Raw genomic sequence first — 21370 nt, 5'->3', positions numbered from 1 at the left:
ACCTCCTTTTTTCTTATTGGAATCCGTACTTTTTCAAGATCTCTTTTCCTTTGTCACTTGTCAAGTAGGTAAGAAAAGCTTTTGCTGCATCCCCATGCTGGGTTGCAGTAACTACAGCACCAGGATAAACGATAGGCTTGTGCCATTCCGGCTTCGCTGTCGCCAATACTTTTACATTTTTGGAGATAGCCGCATCGCTAGAGTACACAACGCCCACCTCGGCGTTGCCAGATTCAACAAACGTCAACACTTGTCTCACGTCACTACCATATACCATGCGACCAGAGAGGCTCTCCCATAATTTCAATGCCTCAAGTGTTTCTTTGGCATAACGTCCAGCAGGTACTGTTTCAGGCTCTCCAACTGCGATGTGCTTGATTGCTGGATTGTTCAGCTCTTCAAAGGAAGAGATGGCTGGCGTACCGTTCGCATTTGCCACTAGAACGAGTGCATTGCCGGTGAAATCCTGGCGTGTTGCCTTGTCGATCAGCTGCTTTTCTTCTAATCCGTCCATATCCTTTTTGCTTGCAGACAAAAAGACGTCAGATGGAGCGCCTTGTGTAATTTGGGTAGCCAATTTTCCAGAGCTACCAAAGTTAAAAGTAAGTGTGGTTCCCGGATGATCGGTTTCAAAAGACGTCTTCAGTTCATTCAGTGCATCAGTCAAGCTCGCAGCGGCAGAGATCATTAACTCGACCTTTTCTGCTTCAGGCTGCTTTGTTTCGGTGGCTGCCGGCGTATTTTGCTGCGGTGCGCTTTGCTGTGGCGCTGGTTGAGAGGTGGAGCAGGCTGTTAGCATGAGGCAAAGAGCGGCCCCAAAAGCCAGGAGTTGCTTCTTCATTTCGATAAGACCTCCAATGTTATGTTTAGTTATAATTAATTATAACTGGATATAATTAGATTATAGTGATTTGTCATTAATAATCAATTGCGATTTTTGTATAATGGAAAGAGTATGAAATAGAGTGGAACTAATAGGAGGTCGGCTATGAGTAATGAAAATTCCTATACGACAGAAGAAATCGCAAAGCTTTTGCGAATTTCCAAGCTGACCGTCTATGACTTGATAAAAAAAGGAGAATTGCCTGCTTATCGAGTCGGCAGGCAGATGCGTGTAGATGCAAGTGACCTGGAAGCGTATAAAACACGGGCAAAAGGGGAGTATCGTCAAGTTCCTTCTGCTCCACCTCAAGCCAGTCAGATTCAGCAAGTTATACGTAACGGAAATACCACTGCTGGGAGTGCCGTACGAAATATTATCATAAGCGGTCAGGATGTTAGCCTCGATATGCTGGCGACCCAATTAAAGCAAAAGGACAAGACGATTCGTCCACTACGCTCTTACGTCGGCAGCCTGAACAGCTTGGTAGCGATGTACAATGGGGAAGCAGATATCGTCAGCACGCATTTGTACGATGGGGATACAGACCAATACAATGTTCCTTATGTTCGCCGAATTTTGTCCGGACATCGTTTTATTATCGTGAACATGCTATCTCGGCTAGCCGGCTTCTACGTACAGCCTGGGAATCCGAAGCAAATCAACTCGTGGAAGGACTTGACCAAGCCAGGGATTCGAATGATTAACCGGGAAAAAGGATCGGGAGCACGCACACTCATCGAAGAGCAGTTTCGCATCCACGGCATCGCAGGCAAGGATGTGCCCGGATACGAGCGGGAAGAGGCCAATCATTTGGCAATAGCGGGGGTTGTCGCTAGAAAAGAAGTGGATGTGGGGATCGGAATCGAGAAAGCCGCAAGCTTGGTAGGCGTTGATTTTTTGCCATTAGTGCGCGAAAGCTATGATTTAGTTGTGATGAAGACAAAAGAAAATGAGTCATTAATCCGATACATAGTAGAGGTGCTGCAATCTGCTTCCTTCCAGAAAGAGCTGGAAGCGATCGGGGGCTACGATTTGCGTCACACTGGACAAGTCGTATACGAGACGTGGTAACGAGAATCACGTGAAGCATTTTGCCAGCCCTGCGAATTTTTACTCAGCTTTACTAACTTTTGGTACAATAGAATTCTGGCTATGCCTTGCCTTTTGTTAGGCGTAGCTGCACAAAAAAAGAACGCTTGCCGCCGAGCGATTTGGGGGCTGTCATGAGAAAATTGCAAAAAACGAGCCTATTAGTTTGTCTAACGATTCTAGTCCTCTTTGGTTCAGCTGGAGTCATCGCTTATTGGCCTGCGATATCACAGTTTCTTGCGGCAAGTCAGACTGCCGTTTCCGAGCAGACGGGAGTAGACCCGTTCTCCTATGATCCACCCTTGCCGTCTTATGTAAAGGATTTGCATCCAGCTTATAAGGTACAGGCCGAATTACATACATCCGAAGCCAAAATATCAGGCAAGATGACTGTGGAGTTTGACAACCCGAAAACAAAAGATGTCAGGTTGTACGTGTACGACTACATATGGAACAAGATGTCAGTCAAGTCTATCCGCTACAAAGAGAGGGTATTGCCGTTCAATAGGGAGATTTCAGTTGTCAGGCTGGACAATCCCTTTGGCAATGAACTACGCGGTGAACTCACGATCGAATTTGAAAATCCGGTTCCGCGCAGAGGTACACGCTTCGGGGTCAAGGATGATATCTGGACCTTAACGACATGGTATCCAATGCTGGCAGCACAAAATCAACAAGGAAACTGGTATGATCCACCACAGCGTATCGACTTTGGCGATCCATTTATTTATCACTATGGTGATTATGATGTATCCTTTGTTTCACCTAGAGGCTATCAGTGGGTAAGCTCCGCGGGAAGAGGACAGATTCGCGAGTTGGAGGGTAGTAAACAGGAGATTCATTATCAAGGGAAAAAGCTGCTCAATTTTGCCTTGGTAGGAAGCCCACTGTATCACATCGAAACGATTACGTTTCCACCTAATCTGACGGTTGATATTGCCTCGGTAGATAAAGGAAATATAGAGCGAATCAAGGCAATTGCTGAATCTGTTTTCCCTACGTATACGGACTGGTACGGGGCTCTGCCTTATCCACATGTGTCTATTGCGGAAACAAGCACAGGTACGACCTATGCGATGGAGTATGCCAACCTCGCAATATTCAAGCGGGACATGTACCAGCGAAATCTGATCGACCACTGGCTGCCGCACGAAATCGCCCACTTATGGTGGTATAACAGCGTGGCAACGCTGGAAGCATCACATGGCTGGCTAGATGAGGGCTTGGTGGAATTAAGTGTATATCATTATTTGCAAAATCGTTATGGCGATCAGTCAGCATCCACACTGCTAAGCGAGTATACACGCGAAAATCAGCGCTTGGGGGAGAAGTATCCCGCGGGCAAGCTGGACAAGCCATTGCATTCGTTTGCGACAGAGGAAGAATTCCACTGGACGTGGTATTCGAAGGGGGCGCTTTTGTTTGACAATCTGCGCCGTCAAATTGGGGACGACAGCTACAAGCGCTTTTTAAAACGTGTACAACAAAACTACCATGGCAGTGTCATTGGAGCCGAGCATCTTGACCAAGCATTGGGGCAAGCACTCCAGGGTGAAGCCAAATATTTCGTCACTAACACGAAAAGCCAGCATACCCAAGGCTTTGCCTCGGTTTATTTTGAACCTTATATCACCACTGTAATTAACGGCATGAGCTTTTATCCGACAATCCCGGCAAGAGTCACCAAAAATACCGTCTACATCCCGCTTCGAGAAGTAGGAGAACGCATGGGAGTTGGGATTAGCTGGGATAAAGAGAAACAAATGATTCGGGTAAAAGGAAATGGTCGGGAAGTATTCATAAAAGAGCGGGAACAAATGGCAATGGTTGGGGAAAAGCGTTTGGATCTGGGCCAACCGCTCTTGGAAATCAAAGAACGCACGATGGTTCCGCTGTCCTTTTTCGACCAGGCACTCGGATTTGAAACCATCTATGAGCCAGAAGAGAAAACGGTGAAAATTTATACAAGAGCAGCAGGAAATTGATGGGGATTAGACTGGGAAACGGCTGAAGCTGAAAATAATAGCCATACGGTTGAAATCCGAGGGGACGGGACAGACTAGGAATGAAGCGCTCCGCCGCAGGGCATGAAGGAGGTCACGTACGATGTCTTTTCAGGAGTATTTGAAATACTTGACCCGCTTGTTTGTCACGTACATGGAAACCCCAAAAGATGAACGTCGTCAACGCAGGACGCCAAAAGAATCTTGGTCGTCTCGTTGGTTCGGGGCAATTCCGATGTCTATTCGTCTATTGTGGCGTAAGTAAATCGATGATGAATGTGGGACGGAGGATGAAGATGGCGAGAGTAGCAGTTGAAAATTCCCTTTCTGAGATCAGCAAAATGCTGCGTGACAATGGTTACGAAGTCGTTGATTTAGGCAACTGGCAGCAGGTGGTCGATGCGATCGTCATCACAGGCCAGGACATAAACGTACTTGGTGATCAAAATAAAACGATCACGAGTGCACCTGTTATCAGCGCAGAAGGCATGACAGCAAATGAAGTTTTCCATGCGGTAAACGTAAGACTGTCTCCGATGGACCATCGGTGAACAGCGGTAGCTACAAACTAACAAGCTCTCCGACCGGTTATTCGGCAGGAGAGCTTGTTTGATTTAGATAAAAATGCCCCACTTTTTTGGCATAGGTGTAGGGAACAAAGCGCAAGCCCTCATCCCAGACGCCGACATATGCATTTTGGTCATCCCATAAATGAAGCGAGCTGACGACAAAAGGAGCAAGCACCTTCGAATGATGCAAAGGAACAGTAAGGGTAATAGATGAGCCTTCTTGCTGCTGCCAGAGCTGTTTCCAGGTGATTTCAGAGGTGGACTGTAGCTGATGCACCCAGCCAATCTGATCAAAAGGATCGGCTTCCTGCTGCTTCAGGAGGCGCGTCTGGGTCAAGCGCTGGCCGCTATGAACCAATTCATTGGAAGGCAGAGTGCGCATTACTGGTTCATTTGCGACGAATGCAGTCGGGTAAGGCTCGCCTGTTTTGGCGTTCACCATATGCGAAGCAGGGTTTTGGGTAAGGAGCCAATGGGAAGCGAAGCCGTCATAGACTGGCTCCGCTGCAATTTCCCTTGGCGCAAAAGCATCATCAAACAAAATGTATTCGCCTAGCCCGTATTCCAGCAAAACAAATTTACTTTTTGGATCAGAATCAGAGTTAGGCGTTTCTCCGACAACCAAATACCCAACTTGCTTGCCTGATTTTTTGATGCTTACCAGCCATTGACGTTGATTGGCACCCAGCGTCTGGATCTCGGTTTGTGAATGCTGCCATTCTTTGAAGCCTGGGTCGCGATTCGCGATTGCGTCCTTCCACTCCGTGATTTGTGTTTGGAACTGCTTGTCCCAGCTGGTGTTCTCCTCGGCATTTACAGGCATGGCGAGAAGCAGCAGCATCGAGAGCAGAGCAGAGATGAGCGAGAAAAATCGTCTGGTCACAAAGCATGCACCACCTTTATTAAAGGCTATCCTATTCCTATTGTAACCAGGTATACCAAAAAGATTTGTTGCAACTTGTCTTTTCCGCTTCATAATTTCTCGTTGTTCTTTTACATGATTCGCCGTGAAACGGGGGTATTAGCTTTGCTTAGTATCGGCGTCATAGGGAATGGTGCAGGGGCGGAGTATAAATAGAACAGCCCGCCATTAATGAGCTGCACCTCAATGCGTGGTTCGTACTGCCATTTGAGCTCGTCCATGCGACGCTTTCGTTCCTCTTCTGGCGTGCTTTTTTGCCATTCCCCCTGATCGATCTGTTCACGTGGTGTCGTCTGAATGCCATTTGCACGTAAAAAGTCGAGGATTCGCCCACCGGAGGACCGATATTCGTCAAGCGTCTGCGGCTGTTCGACAAAGGTGCTGGCAGGTGAGACCGCAGGAACAGACGGGACATTATTTTCGACAGTCACTTCTTGTGCCTGGGCTTCTTCCTCTTCTTCTGCACTTTCTTTTGATGCATCGTCCTCAGCAGGGGGTTCGCGCCGCGCCAGTTCCTCGTAATACGCAGCAAGAATAGCCAGTTCTTCCGTCAAGCGCTCCCGTGCTTCCTCAGCCCACTTTTGATCTTCTTTTTCCAACACACTACTGACTTCCTGCTTTGCCATCTCCAGCGCTTGCTCAATGCTTATCCTCCGGTCCAACGTGTAAAAGTAATCCGGGATGGCGGGTGTGAGCGACAACTGAAACAGGAAGGAGGTAAAATCGTGTACGATCCGCGGGTTATGCAGGTTAATCCCCAGATACAATAAAATATCGCGCTTCTTGTCACACAGAAGTGATAGTTTGAGATTCAGTCCAAGCCATGGAACGAGTGGGGCAGAACGACGTTTCCCACCTGCTCCCAGCGCCAGCGGGCTTTGCTCGTACATACAGAGAAATCGCCCGTGCTTTTTCGTTGAATCGAAAATTTGCTGCATCCGCGCTGCTCCCAAATGCATATGCTCGGCACGTACTCCATCCGGCATGCGATCAGGGTTGAAGGCAAATGTCAGCACCAGAGGCTGATAGGCGAGATTCATTTTTTCCACCCAGCTCCAGTAAAATGGGCGATTGCCGATGTCTTTATCTACTTCTACCGGCAGCTTCACAGTGAAATAATCGGGATGTGTTTCTACAATATGAGCCGAAAAAGTGGCAAGATAGCGTTCGATGAATTGCCGCACCTGTTGCTGTTGCATGAGCGAGCCTCTCTTTTCTTGTTTTAGAGTGCGTGCTTATGTTCGTTTATTGATCGGCAGCTTCCGTTAATGGAGTCTCTGATCGTGTTTGCCGCACCGCACGTATAGCATGGCCCATATTGTCCAGCTTCAGGGCCATTTCTTTATTGGAGTGTGAATCCATAATGATTTGAATCAGATTTTCCTCCAGTGACTGGCTCAGGCTAAGCCGCTCCACAATATCGTCCAGCTCACCGATGACCATTTCAAATAAATCAATTTTTTCATAGAGCAAGCTCAGGATGTTTTCCTCGATCGTGCCGATTGTCGACATGTTGTAAATATGCACATCCCGTTTTTGACCCAAACGATGTACACGACCGATTCGCTGCTCGACACGCATCGGATTCCACGGAAGATCGTAATTGATTACCTGATTACAAAACTGGAGATTGATACCTTCACCGCCAGCCTCTGTCGCGATTAATACTTGCGCACGATTTTGGAACAAATCCGTCATCCAGTCTTTTTTACTGCGCTTAAATCCGCCACGAAACGGTACGGAGGTAATACCGTGATCATGCAAATATTTTTGCAAGTAGTTTTGGGTGGCGCGATATTCTGTGAAAATGATGACCTTGTCATTAATTTGTTGAATCAGCTCAACGGTTTTTGCTGCTTTGGAATGCGTCTCGATTTTTTTAATCATCTCGACCAGATGGATGATTTGCTCGCGTAGCGGGGAATCCTCCGCCATTCTTTGATGCATGTTGTACAGTGTCATGAACGAGGCTTCCTTGCTGGAACAGACCTCGCGCTGTAAGGTGATGAGTGCAAGCGAATTGAAGCCGCCGATGCCAGACTGGTACTGTTCACGAACAAAGCGGGTGACACCATCATAGAGGGCCAATTCCTCCGCTGAAAGCTCTATCGGAATCGACTGTACGCGACGACTCGTAAACTGGATGCCGCCGTCACTGCGCTTGTTTCGGATCATCACCTTCTCAATTTCCTCACGCAGCTTGTCGCTGTTTTTGGATTGGCGCTTGCCTTCCACATAATTGGAGGAAAAAGAGGTTGTGTGGCCGAGATGACCGGGCTTTAGCAAATTGATCAGATTGTACAGCTCATCCATCTCGTTTTGAATCGGAGTTGCGGTTAGCAGCAAACAATATTTTTTGCGGATTTCCTTTACAAATTGATAGTTTCGGGTTCGCTTGTTTTTGAGCTTGTGTGCTTCATCGATGATGAGCATGTCGTAATCGATGTCTAGCACGTGACGGCGATGAGGATCACGCTTGGCGGTGTCGATCGAAGCGACGACGACCTCATGCTGACGCCACATATACTCTTTTTTCTGGGCGACGGCAGGAATCCCGAATTTTTGCTGTAGTTCTTTCGTCCATTGAATGACGAGGGATGCAGGAACGAGGATGAGAATTTTTTTGGCCAGCCCGCGAACCATGTACTCTTTCATGATCAAGCCAGCTTCGATCGTTTTTCCCAGCCCTACCTCATCTGCGAGAATGGCTCGTCCACGCATGTCTAAAAGCACACGCTCAGCCGTATGAAGCTGATGCGGAAAGGGGGATAAGAGAGGTAAATACTTCAGGCATTGCAGCTGGTCAAACTCACGAACAGCCATGGCCTCCTCTGCTTCCAAAGCGAGCTTCCACAGCTCCCATTTGTCCCAGGGCCCATCCTGCTGCAGACGTTCAGAGAGCGGATCAATCCAGCTCGTATCAAATGAAACAGGAACATTCGGCATATTGGTTACTCCTTTGCGTAGCTCTGCCATAACTTTCAAGTCATTATCTAAAAAGCTTAACGTTTTTTATATGGGATATCATTTTGTTAAGTATTTCTTAATCTGACTGTTAATTTGTATATTTTCAACTGCTTGCTCTCGTGGTAGGATAAAGGAGAAAGTTCCTTTCCTAGTATGGAAAAGTTATCAATAACTTATGTATGACCATCTAACCACCGCGAATGATAGTAGCAGGGAGAGACTGCGAGCACCACTGCAGCGCCGAAGGAGCAAGCCGGAAACGGTGAATCTCTCAGGCAAAAGTACCTCTACTGGACGCAACTCTGGAGAGAGCTCGCAAGGAGCCACCAAAGGGGAAACTTGCAAGTGAGGAGAACCCCGACTCACTTGATTCGCAAGGTAACTCTCAGGTACCAAGGACAGAGGAGGAAAAATGGGCACCCTTATTTTGGTGTACCGTTTTTTCGACTCTGTCTTTTTTGTACTGGTAGGAATGAGAAATTTCTATCCGGTATAAGCGCAGCCGCGGCTCCGCCACACGTGGCGTAGCCAGGTTTTCTAGTTCAGGGGGAAAAATGCCATAACGCATGGTTAACAGGAGGTGCCACACATGTCCAATCTGAAGCGAACGCCTTTGTTCGATTCATATGCAAAGTATGGCGGAAAGACAATCGACTTCGGCGGATGGGAATTGCCTGTGCAGTTCTCAAGTATTGGCCAAGAGCACGAGGCGGTACGGACAAAAGCTGGTCTGTTTGATGTTTCCCACATGGGAGAGGTGGATGTAAAAGGGGAGAATGCTCTCGCTTACCTCCAGCACGTTACGACAAATGACGTGTCCAAACTCGCAGTAGGGCAAGCACAATACAGTGTTCTATGTTATCCAGATGGCGGGACCATTGATGATCTGCTCGTATACAAATACGCAGATGACCATTACCTGCTTGTTATTAATGCTGGAAATATTGACAAAGACTACGCCTGGTTGCAGGAGCATTTGATTCCAGGTGTGACCATTGAAAATATCTCTCCACAAACGGCTCAAATTGCGATTCAAGGCCCACTGGCTGAATCGATTTTGCAAAAACTGACGACGACAGATTTGTCCCAAATCGGGTTTTTCCGCTTTGAGCGTGATGTCGTCATCGATGGCATTTCGGCACTTGTATCTCGCACAGGATACACGGGTGAAGACGGATTTGAAATTTATTTAGACGCAGATACAGCGGTCAAACTGTGGGATTCCCTGCTTCTCGCAGGACAGGAAGACGGCCTTCTACCATGCGGACTCGGTGCGCGTGACACGCTGCGTTTTGAAGCAAAGCTGCCACTCTACGGACAAGAGCTGAGCAAGGACATTACTCCGATCGAAGCGGGTATTGGCTTTGCGGTGAAGGTAGATAAAGAAGTAGCGTTCATCGGTCAGGAAGCCCTGAAGGCACAAAAAGAAAACGGTGCGCCTCGCAAACTGGTCGGTATTGAAATGATCGACCGCGGAATTCCGCGCACGCACTATCCTGTATACGCAGGAGAAGAGCTCATCGGTGAGGTGACTACAGGTACACAGTCGCCAACCTTGAAAAAGAACGTCGGTCTCGCACTCGTAAAAACCGAGCACGCGGCTATTGGTACGCAGCTCGAGGTAGAAATTCGAGGAAAACGTTTAAAGGCAGAGGTTGTTGCTGCTCCGTTCTACAAACGTCCAAAAAACTAAGCTGTAACCACCAAACATCCTATTAGAGGAGGACAACGTTCGTGAAATACCGCTACCTGCCACAAACCGATCAGGACAAGCGCGAAATGCTGGAAACGCTTGGAATTACCAGCATCGATGAGCTGTTCGCTGACATCCCTGAGGAAGTACGCTTCAAAGGTGCACTCCATATTCCAGAAGCACTGTCTGAGCCTGATCTGGTGAAGTACTTCACACGTCTGGCCAATCAAAACGTAAATTTCAGTACACATGTAAACTTCCTCGGTGCAGGGGTGTATCAGCACTACACACCGAGTACAGTGAATCATATGCTCTTGCGCGGTGAGTTCTTCACGGCTTACACACCGTACCAGCCTGAAATCAGCCAAGGCGAGCTACAAGCTATTTTTGAATTCCAGACAATGGTATGTGAGCTGACTGGCATGGAAGTAGCGAACTCCTCGATGTACGACGGAGCGACTTCTTTGGCGGAGGCAGCAATGATGGCTGCTGGTCACACAGGCAAAAAACGTGTGATCGTCTCTCGCGCTGTCCATCCTGAAGCACGTGGCGTGCTGAAAACCTACGCATATGGTCAAAATGTTGAGCTGGTAGAAGTAGGTACGAACAGTGACGGTGTCACCGATCCTGCTGCATTAGAAGCACTCATCGATGATAATACGGCGGCAGTTATTGTTCAGTATCCAAACTTCTTCGGTAACGTAGAAGATCTGGCTGCGATTGAGCCGATCGCACATGGAAAAGGTGCTCTCCTGATTGCTTCATCCAATCCACTCTCACTGGGCGTATTGGAAGCACCAGGCAAGCTTGGAGCTGACATCGTGGTAGGAGACATGCAGCCATTCGGTATCCCGGCATCCTTTGGTGGACCACACTGCGGTTACTTTGCAACAACAACCAAGCTCATGCGCAAAATGCCAGGTCGTATCGTTGGTCAAACCAAGGATGAGAACGGCAAGCGTGGGTTCGTGCTGACTCTGCAAGCACGTGAACAGCACATCCGTCGTGAAAAAGCGACATCCAATATTTGCTCAAACCAAGCATTGCTCGCGTTGGCAGCTGCGATTACGTTGACAGCGCTCGGCAAAAATGGTGTACAGGAAATGGCGATGATGAACCTGCAAAAAGCTCATTACGCCAAAAAAGCCCTGGAAGCAAAAGGGCTGGAGGTAGTGAATGCTTCGCCGTTCTTCAATGAATTTATCGTGAAGCTGAACAAACCAGTTGCTGATGTGAACAAAAAGCTGCTTTCCGCAGGCATCATCGGTGGCTACGATCTCGGACTGGATTATCCAGAGCTGGCTCAGCATACCTTGATCGCAGTAACCGAGCTGAGAACCAAAGAAGAGATCGATACACTCGCGGCTGAATTGGAGGCGATCACACGTGCGTAACGACCAGGAGAAAGCACTAATCTTTGAAATGAGCAAACCAGGCCGTGTGGGCTACAATTTGCCTGCGCTTGATGTACCTGAGGTAGAGGTTGCTTCTTTGCTGCCAAAGCATCTGATTCGTGAGAGTCCAGCTGAGCTGCCGGAAGTATCCGAGCTGCAGCTGGTGCGTCACTATACCGAACTGTCGCGTCGCAACCATGGGGTAGACAACGGTTTTTACCCGCTTGGTTCTTGCACGATGAAATACAATCCGAAAATTAACGAGGATATTGCGCGTTATGCTGGCTTTGCCCAGACACATCCTTATCAACCGGAAGAAACCGTTCAGGGCGCGCTGGAGCTCTTGTACAATCTGCAAGACGAGCTGGCTGAAATCACAGGAATGGACGCAGTTACATTGCAGCCGGCAGCAGGTGCAGCAGGTGAGTGGACTGGTCTGATGATGATCCGCGCTTACCATGAAAGCCGCGGAGAAGGCCACCGTACAAAAGTGATTGTGCCTAACTCCGCCCACGGAACGAACCCTGCTTCTGCAGCGGTTGCAGGTTTGGACATCATCACGATTGCTTCTGATGAGCGCGGTTTGGTTGATATCCAGGCTCTGCGTGATGCAGTTGGCTCGGATACAGCAGCATTGATGCTGACTAACCCGAATACTCTGGGGCTGTTTGAAGAAGACATCGTGGAAATGGCGAGCATCGTTCACGAAGCCGGCGGTCTCTTGTATTATGATGGAGCAAATGCCAATGCGATTCTCGGCATCGCTCGTCCAGGGGACATGGGCTTTGACGTCGTGCACTTGAACTTGCATAAAACATTCACAGGTCCTCACGGTGGTGGCGGTCCTGGTGCGGGTCCGGTTGGGGTTAAAAAGGTGCTGGAGCCATTCCTGCCAACTCCGATCGTTGCCAAGAAAGAAGACGGAACCTTCTACTGGGATAGCAATCGCCCGAATTCCATTGGTCGGGTAAAAGGCTATAACGGAAACTTCGGTATCCTCGTTCGTGCATACAGCTACATCCGTACGATGGGTCCTGAAGGCTTGCTCCAGGTTTCTCAAAATGCGGTACTCAGTGCAAACTACATGATGCGTCGTCTGGCAACAGCGTACAACCTGCCATTTGACCGCGTGTGCAAGCATGAGTTCGTATTGTCTGGCGTGAACCAAAAGAAATTGGGTGTTCGTACATTAGATATCGCGAAGCGCTTGCTCGACTTCGGCTACCATCCACCAACCATTTACTTCCCGCTTATCGTGGATGAGTGCTTGATGATTGAACCAACGGAAACAGAAACGAAAGAAACACTAGATGAATTCATCGATGTCATGCTGCAAATCGCTCGCGAGTGTGAGGAAAATCCGGAAATTGTACAGGAAGCACCTCATACGACTGTTGTAAAACGTTTGGATGAGGCAACAGCTGCCAGAAAACCGATCCTTCGTTATCAACCTCAAGCGTAATACTTTTTTTGCCAAGCCGCCTGTTCGTTATGGGCGGCTTTTCTTTCCAGTTGCTGCTATCATGGATGGGGATAGCGATTCCCTAGGGATGTGGGAGGAGAGCGTGATGAAAAAGCGTATTGCGTTTACAGGTGGAGGCTCGGCAGGGCATGTGACTGTCAATCTGGCCTTGATTCCTTATTTTATTCAGGCGGGCTGGGAGGTAGCTTATATCGGCTCTACGATTGGCATCGAGCGAGAACTAGTATCAGGTATGCCCGGTGTTCGTTACGTAGGGATATCCTCTGGTAAGCTTCGCCGCTATTTTGATTGGAAAAATATCACTGATCCGTTACGTGTAACGAAAGGAATCTGGCAAGCTTATCGCTTTTTGCGAACGTGGAAGCCGCAAGTGATCTTTTCCAAGGGCGGCTTTGTCTCTGTACCGGTAGTACTCGGAGGATGGCTGAATCGCCAGCCAGTGGTTATACATGAGTCGGATTTGACCCCAGGATTGGCAAATCGCCTGGCTACGCCCTTTGCAAACAAGATTTGTGCTACGTTTCCAGAAACGGTTGGTCAATTGCCGCAGGAAAAAGGGATTCACGTAGGGGCAGTTGTGCGAGAAGAGCTGATGCGTGGGAGAGGCGATCAAGGACTCGCCTATTGTGGGTTTGCCAAAAATAAACCCGTCTTACTCGTGATGGGCGGGAGCCTGGGAGCACGGCGAATTAATGAAGCGGTCCGGAACAATCTCACACAACTGCTGGCGACTTATCAGATTGTACATATTTGCGGAAAAGGACAAGTAGACGAACAAATTCAGCTACCGGGATACCGCCAGTACGAGTACGTTCAGGAAGAACTGGCTGATCTAATAGCGATGGCAGATTTGGTTATATCCCGCGCCGGCTCGAATGCCATTTTTGAATTTTTAACGATGCAGAAGCCGATGCTTCTGATTCCATTGTCACGGGCAGCGAGTCGGGGAGACCAGATAGTGAATGCTCGCTCCTTTGAGAAGCAAGGCTTTTGCCATGTGCTGCAGGAAGAGGATATCACGGACGAGGCATTTGTGCAGGCGATTACCTCGCTGATGGAGCAGCGAGCGGCGATCGTGCAGCGGATGCAGCAAGCAAAGCAGCAGGATGCCATGGCCCGGGTGATCGCCGTTTTACAGGAGGTCGCCAACTGATTTAGCCCATTAGAAGCTTGCAGAATTTTGCCAGACCAGCGTACAATGAAGGCGTTGCCTATGAGGAGGTACTATTACTATGGAACAGTGGCGCTATATCGTGACGGAGCCGATGTCTCCCGCGATGAATATGGCAGTAGACGAAGCGATTTTGCAATTGCACAGCGAAGGAAAGGTAGGACCTACCGTTCGCTTTTATACATGGGATCCGGCAACGTTGTCGATCGGATATTTCCAAAAGGCAGTAAAGGAAATTAACATGGATGAAGTACATAAAAGAGGTCTTGGCTTTGTTCGCCGTCCAACAGGGGGGAGAGCCGTCCTGCACGATCAGGAGCTGACCTACAGTGTCATCGTATCCGAGGAGCATCCCAAAATGCCGACGGGCGTGACAGAAGCTTACAAAATCATTAGCCTGGGGCTCTTGCATGGATTTCAAAATCTGGGGCTTCAAGCGGAAATGGTTTCGCTCGCCAGCGAAGAGGAAAAAGAGAAGTACAACTCGCCAGGCTCCTCTGCATGCTTTGACTCGCCATCCTGGTACGAACTGGTTGTCGAAGGGAAAAAGGTTGCTGGAAGCGCGCAGACACGCCAAAAAGGTGTGATTCTCCAACATGGCTCCATTTTGCTCGATATGGATGTAGAGCTGTTGTTTTCACTCTTGAATTTTCCGTCCGAGCGTGTCAAGGAACGGATGATGGAAAGCTTCCGTCAAAAGGCGGTCACGATCAACGAGGTAAGCCCGCGGCCGATCAGTCTGCAGGAAGCCGTAGATGCATTTGGTCGCGGCTTTGCATCGGGGTTGGAAGTCGAGCTGCTTCCATCTGAACTGACGAGCGAAGAGCGCACGCTTGCAGAAGAGCTGGCACGAACTCGCTACCAGGCAGACGAGTGGAATCTGCGCCGATAACACAAAGGAACGTAATCAAAATGAAAAGCTCTCAGCGGACAGCAGTAGATGCCGTTGAGAGCTTTTTTGTGCATGAGCGAATAAGTACAGTCGCGACACTGCAGACCGTGAATATATTGTATTCGAACTGACGATACGTCATTACGTTAACGGGTAGTATAGTTGAAAAAGGAAGTTACATGTAAAACTCGAATATCAAATGTACTTGGATAGCTAAAAATTTGATGACAGACAGGAGTTAGATACGATGATAAAAGGTTTCGGAGGAATATTTTGGAGAACGAAGGATCTTGAAGCGATAAAAAAGTGGTACAGTGAAGTATTGAAGATTGAATTAGAAAATTGGAATGGGACAGTTATAAAACCCCAATTAGGAAATGAGACTATCTTTTCTTTTTTTACTGAGAATGACAGTTATTTCCCAACAGAACAACAAGTGATGTTAAATTTCCAAGTACATAATCTAGACGAGACTATTAAGCATCTTGAATATATTGGAGTACCTCTTGCAAGGGAAAAAGAGATAAGTGAATTCGGAAAGTTTATTTGGATTGAAGATCCTGAAGGTCGACTGGTCGAGCTTTGGGAGAAATAATGAGTTCATTCATTTGATATTGAGCTAACGGGGGGATAGTTCAAAAAACAGCGGGAGTCGAGGACTTTATTTTCTGGTCCATGGCTACCGCTGTTTTGATTGGTCTATCTAAAACTTTATTATCTTCGAACAACTAGCGATGTCAGGCTTTTAGTGGTTAGACGAGCACACTTTCGTTAATGTGCTGTTCAAACAAGGCTTGTAGCTTTTGTACGATTGGACCGACTTTTCCCTCACCGATCGGTTGGCCATCTACAGAGATTAACGACATGATCTCAACCGTCGTACTGGTCAGGAATACCTCATCTGCTTGCTTGAGAAACGCGATGTCGAAAGGCTCCTCATGAACAGCGATGCCATTTTCTGTGGCGAGATCAATCACACTCTGTCTAGTAATGCCATGCAAAATCATATGATCAGCCGGATGCGTATACAAAGCACCGTTTTTAACGGCAAACAGATTGGCGGAGCTGCACTCCGTGATCGTGCCGTTGCGGTGCAGGATGGATTCCTGTGCACCGGCATCCTTTGCATACTGCTTTACCAGCACAGCACCTAAGAGATTGAGAGTCTTGATGTCACAGCGGAGCCAACGAATATCATCGACAAGCTGTGCGCTCCAGCCCTTTTTCATATCTTCTAGCGGCCGCGCTTTTTTACGAACGAAAGCCATGATGACAGGCTTGATGCCACTCGGAATATCGTGAACACGAGGGGCTGCTCCACGAGAAATTTGCAAATAAAGGCTGGCGTCATCTTGATCGGTCAAATGGTTCTTTTCAATGAGCTGCAAAGCCACTTCACTGAGTTCTTCCGGGCTCCAAGGCAAATCTAGCTTGATTTCCCGAGCGCTTCTGTACAAGCGCGTCAGATGCCCCTCCCATTGATACATTTTCCCTTTGTAGATGCGGACAACCTCGTAAATACCATCTCCGAAGTTATAACCGCGATCTTCAGGGTGCACCGCTAACTGACCCTCTTCCACCCAATTGCCGTCTACATATAGCATGGTGAATCCTCCTTCAGTGCAATCCGCTTTTTCTACTTTCGTGCCGTGATAAGCCAAGTTTTTCTAACAACGGTTTATGAATCAACCTTAGCAAATCGGTATGAGGGGGTCAATTTGAAAATAGCAAAATGGTTATCAATAATTTTGCGTGTTGGGACACCCTTCTATAAACATTTCATATGGAGGCAAAACTCGGTGGAGGAATCGACAAATCGACGCTTTCTAAGGAATGGCCATAGGGGTACAGAAAGATTTGGGAAGAAGAGAAACTAAAGCTGTCGTCCATTGACGTTGGATGAAAGTATTTGACTAACTATTCTGACTAGACGTTGTTTGAGAAAACAGCCCATAATAAATAAACAAAGCGAATGAGAAGGGAGAATGCTATGCGATCCGTCCGATATTATGCCATGAGCGCACTGCTTGCTTGGGGAATGACGCTCTTGCCATTACCGTTCTCCTCTACAGTAAGTGCGATAGATATACCAGTGTGGATCGATGAAGACAATTTATCTCGACATATGGATCATCTCGCCAGGCTGCCTCGGCCACCTGCTACCGAAACAGAGTTTGCAGCGGGAGCATATGTGGAGGAAGTACTGCGCTCCTACGGCTATCAGACATCATTGCAGCCCTTTTACTATTACACCTATCAAAAGCCCACTACCTTGTCTTTTCAAGTAGAGGGAGTACAGGTGAGCTGGAATCCGTATGGCTTGACCTATGGACCAAACGGGGTAGGAACAGCCCGAATTGTCAACAGCGGGCAGGGGACTGCTGCTGATTTTGAAAACGGAAAAGCTCGGGGGAATATTGCCTTTGTCCAAAGGGGCGCGATTCCATTCGCAGAAAAAGTGAGGCAGGCTGCGGCAGCTGGTGCGGTAGCCGTCGTTATTGGGAATGATCGGGCAGGAGAATGGAAGGGTACCCTGAAGGAGCCGTTGGACATGTCGGTGCCAGTGCTTGCGTTGTCAAAAGAAGAGGGGCTGCTTTTACAAAAGCTGCTTCAGGCCAATGAACAGCTGAAGGGGACGGTGAAGGTAGAGGGGAGCTACTCCAGCAAGCAAACCTCCGCAAACTTCGTCGCTACTCGCAAGCCGACCCAAGGGGGAACAGGGCAAATCGTGATGGTTACTGCTCATCACGACTCCGTACCTTATTCGCCTGCTGCAAATCATGGTGCTGCTGGCTTGGCCGTTTTATTGGAGCTTGCGCGCACGATGGCAGAGCGTCCGATTGATACAGAGATACGCTTCGTCAGTTTAGGAGCAATATCGGCGGGTGAGAAGGGAGCGGGCGCATACGTTAACTCTTTATCTGCTGGGGAAAAAGAAAGAATCATCGCAGCGTATAGCCTAGATGGCGTGGGAAGCGAGGATGCTGGTGACTTGCTGGTGACGACGGCTCATCGGACAAAGAACCTGCCTGTAGAACTGGCAGAGAAGGCGGGAGCGCGTTTCTCGACAGCTGCAGAGGATCAGGTGAGTGGATATCGGGAGGACAGGACTTTGGCTTTGGCTGGAATTCCTGCCGCTCTCATCACACGTCCGCCTGTCAATCAGTTACGAAATCAGGCAGAGGATATACGTGAGAAGATCAGTCTGGACCAATTGAGCAAAACCGCACAGCTGATGTTTACAGCCATCACGAAAATTACGGATACCAGTACTAACGCGTACACGCGAGGAAAAGAGAAAATGCCCGAGCAAAAGCCTGAAGCGGAAGAAGAAATCTAGCTACTCGCTACCACCAAACGTGCAAAAAAGCGCCCTAAGCGAAGGGGTGCTTTTTTGTGCGAGAATGATGTCGCAATATGTCGAATGACAAGGAATAGTCACATTTCGATAAAAATCGTATAATTTTTAAGAATCTTAAAAATTTGTTCGATTTAATTCATTTTGCTACTTGCGACCATGTTTCACTTCCATCCAATGTAAAACAACGAATCAAGTCATCTAAGCACCTAGTTAATGTAATGACATCATCGAAGCAGTGGAGGTTGTGATGAAACAAGTAAGCTCTTTTTCCATTGATTATGTCCTTCTTCTTTTAGTTGGGTGGGTACCAATTCAAGCCGTTATTTTATCCTTGTCCCCCGACTATGCAGACACACGCTATTTTATTCTTACACAATTGCTGTTTACGTTCATTGTCGTATTTTGGATTAACCGGTTGTTGAAGAAAGTTCGGTTTTGGAAAAAGACTACGTTAGAATTGGATGCATCAGTAGGAGTTGGATACGATCAGCTAAAGAAAACGGAGCTGGCAACTGCCGTTTTGCAGCAAATGACGGATGCGATGGCCATCATGGATCAGCAAGGAAAATTGGTGCTGATGAATCAGGCTTTTTTGGATCTGACAGGATACGAGGAAGAAAAACTGATCGGCCGCCGGGTTTCGATTGACTCTGGAGAGTTAACTGCTTTTGTAGAACGCCATTACATGGATGTTTTAGAGGGGAGAGAAATTAGCGGTTTGGAAATGGCGCACCGTCGCTCAAATGACACGACTGTGCGTATTTTGTATGATTTGGTCCCGTTATACAATCAAACAAAAGAAGTAGTGGGGATCGTCTGGCTCTCACGGGAAGTGGAGAATCGTCAGCACACAGAACGGTCAGTTGAGGAAGGCCAGGCTAATTTCCATTTGATCACGGAGAATATGACAGATATGGTCTTCGTGTATGGACAAAATAGAGTTCCCAAATATATATCGGCATCGCTGGCGATGCTACTGGGCTACACGGCAGATGAACTTATGCAGATGGAGGACAGGTCCAAACTGATTCATCCAGAGGATTTGGAAAAAGTCGAAAAAGTGTTTATCAGCAGCTGGACAAAAGAAACAGTGACGACCATTTTATACCGCATGCTGCATCGGGATGGACATTGGCTGCATGTAGAATCACGCTACAAACCGATCAAGGACTTTGGAGGCAAAGTCGACAGCATCATGATCCTTTCTCGCGACGTAACCGAGCTGATCCGGGCAAAGGAGTTACTACGCCAATCGGACAAGCTTTCGGCGCTTGGCCAATTAGCGGCAGGGATTGCTCATGAAATCAGAAATCCGTTGACCTCACTTCGTGGATTTGTTCAGTTGTTGCAGTCCTCCCTGGATGACAATCAAAAGCGCTATTGCGAGATCATGCTTGGGGAGCTGGATCGAATTAATTTTATTGTGAGTGAACTGCTCGTATTGGCAAAGCCACAAGGGGTAAAATACCAGCAAAAGGATGTTGCCAAAATCGTAGAAGACGTGATTTCCTTTTTGGATAGCCAAGCGAATTTAAATAACATTCAAATACATACTTCGATTCAATCACAGCTGCCGTTTGTTTCCTGTGAAGAGAATCAGCTGAAGCAGGTGTTCCTGAATATTTGCAAAAATGCCATTGAAGCATTGCCAGATGGCGGAGAGATCTACGTGGAGGTCGTACGCGAATCGTCTTCCTACCTGCGTGTACGCATACGGGATACAGGCTGTGGTATAGATTCTGTGCATATACCGCGTCTCGGTGAGCCTTTTTACACCACCAAGGAAAACGGGACTGGACTCGGTCTAATGATCAGCTCGCGTATTTTGGAAGATCACGGGGGCAGTATCCGAATTGAAAGCAAAAGGCAACAGGGAACTACAGTAAGCATCCTGTTGCCTGTTTCAGCCAGCTCTTGATTCAGCTTTGTCGTTTCCAAATGTATCTGCCCAAAACGAGCATGCCGCAGTAAGTGGCAGCACTGGCAATCACGGTAGAGCTCCAGGGGATAGCAAGTGGAACCAGGGCAACCAATAATAGAGTAACCAGAATGACCAAAACAAGGGGAGCAAGCTGTAAATCATTGCGCTGTGCCACAGGGGCGGCAAGAGCGTACGTAAGCGTAGCGATCATAAGCCCTCCGTGTGCGAGAGAAAGCATGGCAAGCAGCCAATCTCCCATGGGAATAAGCTGCAACAGTATCTGCTTCGTGGGCAAAGGCGAGGCGTGAACATCGTGCCAATATGCCAGTAGGATCGCTTGCCCAAGCAGGGTAGTCAAAAAGAAGAAGCCGGTCCCAATCCCAACACCACGCCATAGTGTATGCTCACTGTCTGTGCGAGCGGCGAGTGGGATCGTGACCACGATGCATAGCAGAGTGTGTGAAGCGAGATAAAAAAGAGAATGCATGAGCCAATTCAGATTCATTTGATAGCCTAGACCGGGAATAGGCACATGAAACTGTTCCAGAAAAATGAGACCGAAAAATAAAAAACCGATGGCCAAGGAGATACCTAAGCCGGATACAATCCATTTCCAGCTGCGCAAAATAAAAACGACAGAAAGGAGAATGGAAAGGAAGATAAACCAAATAGGAGACAAGCCTTGGATGAGGTTACTCGCCAGTTGGCTGACCATGACTCCGACATAGGCAATCAATAAAAAATGAGTTACAACAGATAAAGTAGACGCAATTGCTTCGCCAAATAGGTACAAATAGAGATCGTAAATCGAGCGTGCTCCGATGCGATGGCATAAAGCGAGTAGGGAGTACCCGAGCCAGCCCATCCCGAGACTGACAAGCACGATGCCAATGGTTCCCCATGAGCCGAAATATGTGAAAAAGCGTAGCCATTCATAACCGCCTAAATAGGTTCCTCCAAGTGCAGATCCGGCAAATACAATAGCGATCTGCCATGCGGCTTTGTCCATAGGCATCATCCTT

Annotated in this window: 18 protein-coding genes and 2 riboswitches; of the genes, 12 read left to right on the top strand and 6 right to left on the bottom strand. The window is 48.0% G+C overall.

Features of this window, described 5'->3' with window-relative positions; genetic code table 11:
* Positions 1-13: 13 nt before the first annotated feature.
* Positions 14-841 (bottom strand): molybdate ABC transporter substrate-binding protein, encoded by an 828-nt coding sequence (gene modA, locus SB752_RS05635; protein WP_410714710.1) that lies wholly within the window; start codon positions 839-841, stop codon positions 14-16.
* A gap of 147 nt (positions 842-988) precedes the next feature.
* Here modA and SB752_RS05630 point away from each other — a divergent pair, with 147 nt between their 5' ends.
* The 4 genes from SB752_RS05630 (at position 989) to SB752_RS05615 (ending at position 4526) form a co-directional block, all read left to right on the top strand.
* Positions 989-1954, top strand: a complete 966-nt coding sequence (locus SB752_RS05630; RefSeq protein WP_410714709.1) for a substrate-binding domain-containing protein — start codon at positions 989-991, stop codon at positions 1952-1954.
* Positions 1955-2106: 152 nt separating this feature from the next.
* The gene (locus tag SB752_RS05625) at positions 2107-3957 is read left to right on the top strand and encodes a stalk domain-containing protein (protein WP_410714708.1); all 1851 of its coding nucleotides are present in this window, start codon (positions 2107-2109) and stop codon (positions 3955-3957) included.
* Between the two features lie 121 nt (positions 3958-4078).
* The gene (locus SB752_RS05620; RefSeq protein ID WP_213023185.1) at positions 4079-4240 is read left to right on the top strand and encodes a YqzE family protein; all 162 of its coding nucleotides are present in this window, start codon (positions 4079-4081) and stop codon (positions 4238-4240) included.
* Between the two features lie 31 nt (positions 4241-4271).
* The gene (locus tag SB752_RS05615; protein ID WP_410714707.1) at positions 4272-4526 is read left to right on the top strand and encodes a YkuS family protein; all 255 of its coding nucleotides are present in this window, start codon (positions 4272-4274) and stop codon (positions 4524-4526) included.
* 37 nt (positions 4527-4563) lie between these two features.
* On the opposite strand, the gene SB752_RS05610 is transcribed toward SB752_RS05615, so the two are convergent.
* From SB752_RS05610 to SB752_RS05600, 3 genes are all read right to left on the bottom strand, one after another.
* Positions 4564-5427, bottom strand: a complete 864-nt coding sequence (locus tag SB752_RS05610; RefSeq protein ID WP_410714706.1) for an alpha/beta hydrolase family protein — start codon at positions 5425-5427, stop codon at positions 4564-4566.
* Between the two features lie 110 nt (positions 5428-5537).
* Positions 5538-6665, bottom strand: coding sequence for a YqhG family protein (locus SB752_RS05605; protein ID WP_410714705.1), 1128 nt, complete (start codon positions 6663-6665; stop codon positions 5538-5540).
* A gap of 46 nt (positions 6666-6711) precedes the next feature.
* Entirely contained in the window at positions 6712-8412 is a 1701-nt protein-coding gene (locus tag SB752_RS05600; RefSeq protein WP_410714704.1) for a DEAD/DEAH box helicase, read from the bottom strand.
* A 221-nt stretch (positions 8413-8633) separates the two neighbouring features.
* A riboswitch (glycine riboswitch) is annotated at positions 8634-8730 on the top strand.
* A riboswitch (glycine riboswitch) is annotated at positions 8731-8845 on the top strand.
* A gap of 177 nt (positions 8846-9022) precedes the next feature.
* On the opposite strand from SB752_RS05600, the gene gcvT reads away from it, so the two are divergent.
* The 6 genes from gcvT (at position 9023) to SB752_RS05570 (ending at position 15661) form a co-directional block, all read left to right on the top strand.
* Entirely contained in the window at positions 9023-10126 is a 1104-nt protein-coding gene (gene gcvT / locus SB752_RS05595; protein WP_410714703.1) for a glycine cleavage system aminomethyltransferase GcvT, read from the top strand.
* A 41-nt stretch (positions 10127-10167) separates the two neighbouring features.
* Complete coding sequence (gene gcvPA / locus SB752_RS05590; RefSeq protein WP_410714702.1) at positions 10168-11520, top strand: aminomethyl-transferring glycine dehydrogenase subunit GcvPA; 1353 nt, start codon at positions 10168-10170, stop codon at positions 11518-11520.
* Positions 11513-12982 (top strand): aminomethyl-transferring glycine dehydrogenase subunit GcvPB, encoded by a 1470-nt coding sequence (gene gcvPB / locus SB752_RS05585; protein WP_410714701.1) that lies wholly within the window; start codon positions 11513-11515, stop codon positions 12980-12982. The genes gcvPA and gcvPB overlap by 8 nt, the downstream gene beginning before the upstream one ends.
* A gap of 106 nt (positions 12983-13088) precedes the next feature.
* Complete coding sequence (locus SB752_RS05580) at positions 13089-14156, top strand: undecaprenyldiphospho-muramoylpentapeptide beta-N-acetylglucosaminyltransferase (RefSeq protein WP_410714700.1); 1068 nt, start codon at positions 13089-13091, stop codon at positions 14154-14156.
* A gap of 79 nt (positions 14157-14235) precedes the next feature.
* Positions 14236-15066, top strand: coding sequence for a lipoate--protein ligase family protein (locus SB752_RS05575; protein WP_410714699.1), 831 nt, complete (start codon positions 14236-14238; stop codon positions 15064-15066).
* Between the two features lie 247 nt (positions 15067-15313).
* Positions 15314-15661, top strand: coding sequence for a VOC family protein (locus tag SB752_RS05570; RefSeq protein WP_410714698.1), 348 nt, complete (start codon positions 15314-15316; stop codon positions 15659-15661).
* A 157-nt stretch (positions 15662-15818) separates the two neighbouring features.
* On the opposite strand, the gene dat is transcribed toward SB752_RS05570, so the two are convergent.
* Positions 15819-16670 carry a D-amino-acid transaminase gene (dat, locus tag SB752_RS05565; RefSeq protein WP_410714697.1) on the bottom strand — a complete coding sequence of 284 codons (852 nt, stop codon included), beginning with the start codon at positions 16668-16670 and terminating at the stop codon, positions 15819-15821.
* A 386-nt stretch (positions 16671-17056) separates the two neighbouring features.
* Here dat and SB752_RS05560 point away from each other — a divergent pair, with 386 nt between their 5' ends.
* On the top strand, positions 17057-18406 hold the full coding sequence (locus tag SB752_RS05560) for a M28 family peptidase (RefSeq protein WP_410714696.1): 1350 nt from the start codon (positions 17057-17059) through the stop codon (positions 18404-18406).
* A gap of 268 nt (positions 18407-18674) precedes the next feature.
* On the top strand, positions 18675-20345 hold the full coding sequence (locus SB752_RS05555; RefSeq protein WP_410714695.1) for a PAS domain-containing sensor histidine kinase: 1671 nt from the start codon (positions 18675-18677) through the stop codon (positions 20343-20345).
* Position 20346: 1 nt separating this feature from the next.
* Here SB752_RS05555 and SB752_RS05550 read toward each other — a convergent pair whose 3' ends face one another.
* Positions 20347-21357, bottom strand: a complete 1011-nt coding sequence (locus SB752_RS05550; RefSeq protein WP_410714694.1) for a hypothetical protein — start codon at positions 21355-21357, stop codon at positions 20347-20349.
* Between the last annotated feature and the right edge of the window lie 13 nt (positions 21358-21370).

The sequence above is a fragment of the Brevibacillus sp. SIMBA_040 genome (assembly GCF_046535075.1).
Lineage (GTDB): Bacteria > Bacillota > Bacilli > Brevibacillales > Brevibacillaceae > Brevibacillus.
This window is presented reverse-complemented; position numbering and strand designations above follow the sequence as displayed.